Source organism: Acidimicrobiia bacterium, assembly GCA_018057765.1.
In the GTDB taxonomy this organism is placed as follows: domain Bacteria; phylum Actinomycetota; class Acidimicrobiia; order IMCC26256; family JAGPDB01; genus JAGPDB01.
This window is the reverse complement of the sequence record JAGPDB010000042.1, coordinates 1-5,476: the sequence shown is the minus strand read 5'-3', so window position 1 is coordinate 5,476 and position 5,476 is coordinate 1. Positions and strand designations below refer to the sequence as shown.

Below are 5,476 nucleotides of genomic sequence, written 5' to 3'. Positions count from 1 at the left end.
TCAAAAAGTCTTTCTGTGTGTTCCTGAGAAGCTGCAAGATAGATCATTAAAGTTTGGTTTTGTAAAGCCTCGCAAAGTTTGGGGCCTGTATGAACCACGCTACCGGAGGTATCAATTATTGTATTACCAATAATTGGTTGATCAATACTGGTCAGTCTAGAAACTACGCCCTTTTCAATATCGAGAAATTTGGTTTGGTTAACAGCGTAGCGATCTTCGTAAGGCATGCCCATCCACCGCGCTACATCTTCTATGCCACCGGTGTAACCTTTTGCTTTCATCAATTCTATTAACTCAAATTCGATTAGGTCATCACAATTGATGTGGTCGAAACCTATAGTAGATAGCATCTGCGACCAATGCGTCTTGCCGAGATTCGACATTCCAATCATGGTGATTGACAGCTTATTCGCATCAATTTGTTCTAGGAATTCGCTAGGGCTCATGTGCATCAGATCAGTTTATGCATTTATGTTATTGCTGTCAATTATCAACCCCTGTTGCAGGGCATAGGTAACAATATTCCTAGATTTAATCTTTTTATGCAGTGGATTGTATGTTTAGCGTGAATTATCGACGTTAACTATACAATCTAAATCCAATTATTACAATTTCCATCTATAATGAACGAGAATATTACAGGAATCGACTCTTCGACTTTTTGATTAGTTGCTTTAACGTCCAGAATTACAAATAGTTCGGAATGAAATATTATTATATGTAAGAATATCTAAATGAACACTTCACCAAATTACAGCGAATTTTCGAATCCAGAACTTGTTGCTATTTATGACTCAATTAACTCGATTGATGAGTATAAAGATTTTTATTTAGAAAAGGCAAAGCAATTTAATGTTACATCTGTTATTGATATTGGTTGTGGGACAGGTTTGCTTTCTTATGAGTTTGCAAAAATCGGTTGTAAAGTTCTTGGTGTTGAGCCATCGGAGCAAATGTTAGAAGTAGCTTCGAAACGTACAGGTTGTGAAAATGTTCAGTGGATAGAGGGCAGTGCTGATTTACTAGAAAGTTCAATTGCAGATTTTACTGTAATGACAGGTCACGTTGCCCAATTTTTTCTTGATGATGAAGATTGGCTTATGAACTTAAGCGCTATTAATAGTGCGCTTGTAAATGGTGGTCATCTTGTTTTTGAAAGTCGTAATCCTATAGTGCAACCTTGGTGGGATGATTCTGTTGACATTCATATTGATTGGCCATCATCGGAAAGTAGACGTATGGTTGAAGTTGGTAGCATCGGTAAAGTCGAGTGGTGGATGGCGTTTCTAAAAGCAACTGGAGATCGTGTTCTATATGAGAATCATTATCAATTTACAAAAACGAATAAGAAATTAGTTTCGGTAAATGAGCTACGTTTTCGCACACAAGAAGAAATTATAAAATCTCTAATAGAAACTGGTTTTAGAGTTGAATCTATTTATGGTGATTGGGATAAGACGCTCGCCACACAAAAAACACCCGAAATGATTTTTGTTGCTGTTAAGAATTAAGTGGAATATGGTGCTTTGATAGTAGTTACTCAAAGAAATTCTGGTTTTAATTCATTTTAATTGATAAGATGGAGGCAAGAAATTTACTAAAAAAAGCCGTAAGAAAATAGTCGATGAAGCTATAGAAAATGAGCGACTTGAAGGACTAAAAGTTTCAAGTGATTCTAAGAAAATGGCTGACAAATATATCGTCGGTGAAATTTCGGCCGAAGAAGCTGCTGAAAAAATTAGAGTCAGATACGGTGCTCTCTAGGTGGATTTTATTGATCCATATTATGATGAAAATATTGGAGAGTTACGAAATTTATTAGGTGCAAAATCTTCTGAAGAGCTGTGGGCAATAGAACCACAAATTGTTTTTGCAAATGAAATTGAATTGGAAACTATAGGAATACCTAGATCGAATGATTTATCTGAACTACTATTAATTCACAAACAGCTTTTCAAGGGTGTCAATGATTGGGCGGGTGAAATAAGAACAGTTGACATAAAGAAGAATTCGGATAAGTCGGGATACTTTCTCATAGTTAATAAAATTTTAGGTGCTGCAAAATATGATTTTGGAGAACTAGAAAAAGAAAATTATTTGAATTTGTTGACAAAAAAAATTTATTCTTCGTTTGTCATATTTTTATGATCAAGTTAATTTTATTTATCCTTTTCGTGACGGAAATGGTAGGGTCCAACGTATTTTTTGGAATAGAGTGGCAAGAGATGCAGGGTACACGATTGATTGGTCAAGAGTGAAAAGCGACGAAAATGATGAAGCATCACGTCTTGCGTCTGAAGAATATGACACCTCAGGGCTTGTAGAAATGTTTGGAAGAATTGTTGATACACTGAAACGATGAAGAACATATTGTTAACAGGTTCTGAAACATTTGGAAAATATTTGGCCAACCCGTCTAAATGGTTGGCCTTGACTGTCGATGGTAAAGAAATTGCTGGTTATAAAATACATTCATTAATACTTCCTTCGGTAGTTTTGGTTCCTGAAGGGGATGAAGATCCAGGCATTAGAATTGTAAAACATGCCCTGAAAATTAATGCAAAAGCTATTATCTCTTTTGGGATGTCATCCAATGTTCCAGGATTCAGGATTGAGAGTTCGGCAACAAACTGGATATATAATGAGAAGTATTGTAACGAAAATGAAAATAAACAACCTCTAGATAATTCAAGGCCAAGTAAAGAACGACTTAATGTTGATATGTCGAATTGGGATTTTGAGAAAATGAAACAACTGTTTAAATCAGAATTGTTGTCTTTTGATCCAAAAGTATCAACTGATATTGGAAATTATTCTTGTAATAACTGGATGTATAGAAGTTTATTAGCAATGCAAAAAATGCAAGTCAACATTCCGTTTTTGTTTGTGCATACTTATTATAGAAATTAGTGCGACATTTTCTTTTTTGTATATTACGATTGTTTTATAAAAGAATAGGGGGGAAAATGTTCAAAACGAATAACACAATGAAACTTGCTATAATTACGTTTTTTGCAAATCTCTATTTTTATAACCAAATAGGTACCTTATACCAACAATCTCGGGGGCTTAGCTTATTTGAAGTTAGTTCAATTACATCCATAATTATTTTTACAGTATTTATTGGCGAGGTGCCAGCAGGCGTAGTGGCCGATAGAATCGGACGTAAATGGTCTATTGTAATAGCTATGGCCATGCAAGCTCTTGGAGAATGGATGTATTTATTTGCAAAAAACTATTATGAATTTGTCATTATCGCTATCTTTGCTGGTTTGGGTTTTGCTTTCTTATCTGGTGCAAATGAAGCATTGATATATGATACGTTAAGTGAAAATGACAAAGAGAAAAAAATGAAAAAAGCGATGGGGCTAATTGGCAGTTCATATCAATTAGCATTTTTTATCGCACCGCTTGCAGGAGGAATATTAGTCACACAGTTAACTTTACCAGAGTATAAGAAAGTTATATTTCTAACTGCCATATCTGCGAGTTTTGCATTTTTATTGAGTTTCACTTTAAAAGAACCAGATGTGAAATATCAACATGCTCAAGATGGGCCATATACTATTCTCAAATCTGGATTTTACGAGATAAGAAATAGCCCACTATTGAAAAAAATATTATTGATATCTACATTTACAGCAACATTTTCCGGGTTACTTGTCAGTTTATATCAACCTTATTTTGTAGCAAGTGATGTTCCTATTTTTTGGATTGGTGCCTCACTAGCATTAGGGGGTCTTTTTGCTGCACTAACTCAAGCATACGCTTATAAACTGGAAGAGGCATTCGGTAAAAAAATGGCATTGGTAGTACTATCAATGTTTCCTGGTTTGATGTTTATCTTACTAGCTGTTGTAAAAATACCTTTAGTTCTTGTACCTATATTTGTGCTTACATATGGATTTTCTGAAACACGAAATCCACTCTTGTCTTCTTATACAAATGTATTAATAGGTAGCAAAAACCGTGCTACAGTACTTTCGTTAATTAACATGGTAAATAGTTTATATATTGCAATAGTAGTATTAATCGTGGGGTTGATTGCTAATTATTCCTTACCAATAGCGTTCTTATTAGTCGGCATTATAATTATTTTTGCAACTATAATTTTGCGTGTAGACAAACTGCCTGCAGAAATACAAAAGTCGAATACAGGTATTAAATGATTGTAATAATTATTTTCTTACAATCGATTATGCTTAATCAATGTCAAAAGTAGAAATATCTAGAGCAAAAAATACTGATATCGATGGCATGCTCGCGCTACTTATATATATTCACAACGAAGATAAAATTACTTCACCCAGGAATGATGAATGGAAAAAGCGTACTAAGAATTTTCTTGAATCTGGAATTGAAAATGATGATGTAGCAATGGTTGTTGCACGTGAGGAAAATACTTCCAGCGTTGTCGGATGTGGCATTGCCTTCATAATTAAAGGTTTGCCTAAATTTTATCTTGCAGGAGATAGTTATGGTTACATACGTTGGATGGCAGTTGATCCAGAAATGCGAAATCAAGGAATCGGTGGCGAAATAATGAGAACTTTGCTTTCTTATTTTAAAAAACAAAAAGTGCGAACTTTGCAAATTCATGCCGGTGAAAGAGCAAAGAATTTTTATGAAAGTTTTGGCTTTGGGGTTTCAGAGAATGAAAATATGTGGTTAATCGTACCAGATGAAAGCTAGTCATTTTTGTTCATAAATCAATGAAAGCGGGCGAGGGAATATTGTTAAAACTGTTACGTTTTAAATGATACGTTTCAAGCCAACGATTCTAAGCATAAGAGAGATATAATTATGAGTGAACAACGATTGATCGAGGGAATACATAGCAATAATGCTTTTCATTGGGTTGGTGACGGTTTTTATGTGACTCAAGTTTTACCAGGCCCTAGTGATCTTACAGAAAAGATGAGCCCATTTTTATTAATGGATTATCATGCTCCCTATGATTATGATCCAACAGATACTCCACGCGGAGTAGGAGTTCATCCTCATCGTGGTTTTGAAACTGTGACTTTAGCTTTTGAAGGCTCTGTTGCTCATCATGACTCTACTGGTGCTGGAGGAATTATTCATCCAGGCGATGTGCAATGGATGAAAGCAGCTGGCGGGATTTTGCATAAGGAATATCACGAAAAGGAATGGGCGAGTAAAGGTGGCCGTTTTCATATGATGCAATTGTGGGTAAATCTTCCTGCAAAAAATAAGATGGACGCGCCAGCTTACCAACCATTACTTGCAGAAGAGATGGGCATAGTAAAACTTGTCTCAGGCACAGTAACAATTATTGCAGGTGAGTACCAGGGTGTAAAAGGACCAGCGAATACTTATTCAAATATGAACTTGTGGCGAGTAGAGCTAGACGCTGACGGAGAAATGGCTATGTCATTTCCTGCAACCAACAACGCATCAATATTTGTAATGGAAGGTAATCTCGAAGTTAATGGAACGCAAGTAAACGAACACG

General features: G+C 35.4%; 9 protein-coding genes. 8 read left to right on the top strand and 1 reads right to left on the bottom strand.

Annotated elements, in window-relative coordinates; translation table 11 throughout:
* Window positions 1-452, bottom strand: a 452-nt coding sequence (locus tag KBF89_08690; GenBank protein MBP9116398.1) for a hypothetical protein, incomplete at its 3' end; no start/stop codon positions are given.
* 282 nt (window positions 453-734) lie between these two features.
* Here KBF89_08690 and KBF89_08685 point away from each other — a divergent pair.
* From KBF89_08685 to KBF89_08650, 8 genes are all read left to right on the top strand, one after another.
* The gene (locus KBF89_08685; protein ID MBP9116397.1) at window positions 735-1,511 is read left to right on the top strand and encodes a class I SAM-dependent methyltransferase; all 777 of its coding nucleotides are present in this window, start codon (window positions 735-737) and stop codon (window positions 1,509-1,511) included.
* Between the two features lie 106 nt (window positions 1,512-1,617).
* Window positions 1,618-1,764 (top strand): hypothetical protein, encoded by a 147-nt coding sequence (locus KBF89_08680; protein ID MBP9116396.1) that lies wholly within the window; start codon window positions 1,618-1,620, stop codon window positions 1,762-1,764.
* A complete protein-coding gene (locus KBF89_08675; protein MBP9116395.1) occupies window positions 1,765-2,148 on the top strand; it encodes a hypothetical protein in 384 nt (127 codons plus the stop codon).
* Complete coding sequence (locus tag KBF89_08670) at window positions 2,132-2,362, top strand: Fic family protein (GenBank protein MBP9116394.1); 231 nt, start codon at window positions 2,132-2,134, stop codon at window positions 2,360-2,362. The genes KBF89_08675 and KBF89_08670 overlap by 17 nt, the downstream gene beginning before the upstream one ends.
* Entirely contained in the window at window positions 2,359-2,910 is a 552-nt protein-coding gene (locus KBF89_08665) for a hypothetical protein (protein ID MBP9116393.1), read from the top strand. Before KBF89_08670 ends, KBF89_08665 begins: the two co-directional genes overlap by 4 nt.
* 56 nt (window positions 2,911-2,966) lie before the next feature.
* Window positions 2,967-4,169, top strand: a complete 1,203-nt coding sequence (locus KBF89_08660) for an MFS transporter (protein MBP9116392.1) — start codon at window positions 2,967-2,969, stop codon at window positions 4,167-4,169.
* A gap of 40 nt (window positions 4,170-4,209) precedes the next feature.
* Window positions 4,210-4,692 (top strand): GNAT family N-acetyltransferase, encoded by a 483-nt coding sequence (locus tag KBF89_08655; GenBank protein ID MBP9116391.1) that lies wholly within the window; start codon window positions 4,210-4,212, stop codon window positions 4,690-4,692.
* Window positions 4,693-4,803: 111 nt separating this feature from the next.
* Window positions 4,804-5,476, top strand: a 673-nt coding sequence (locus tag KBF89_08650; protein MBP9116390.1) for a pirin family protein, incomplete at its 3' end; no start/stop codon positions are given.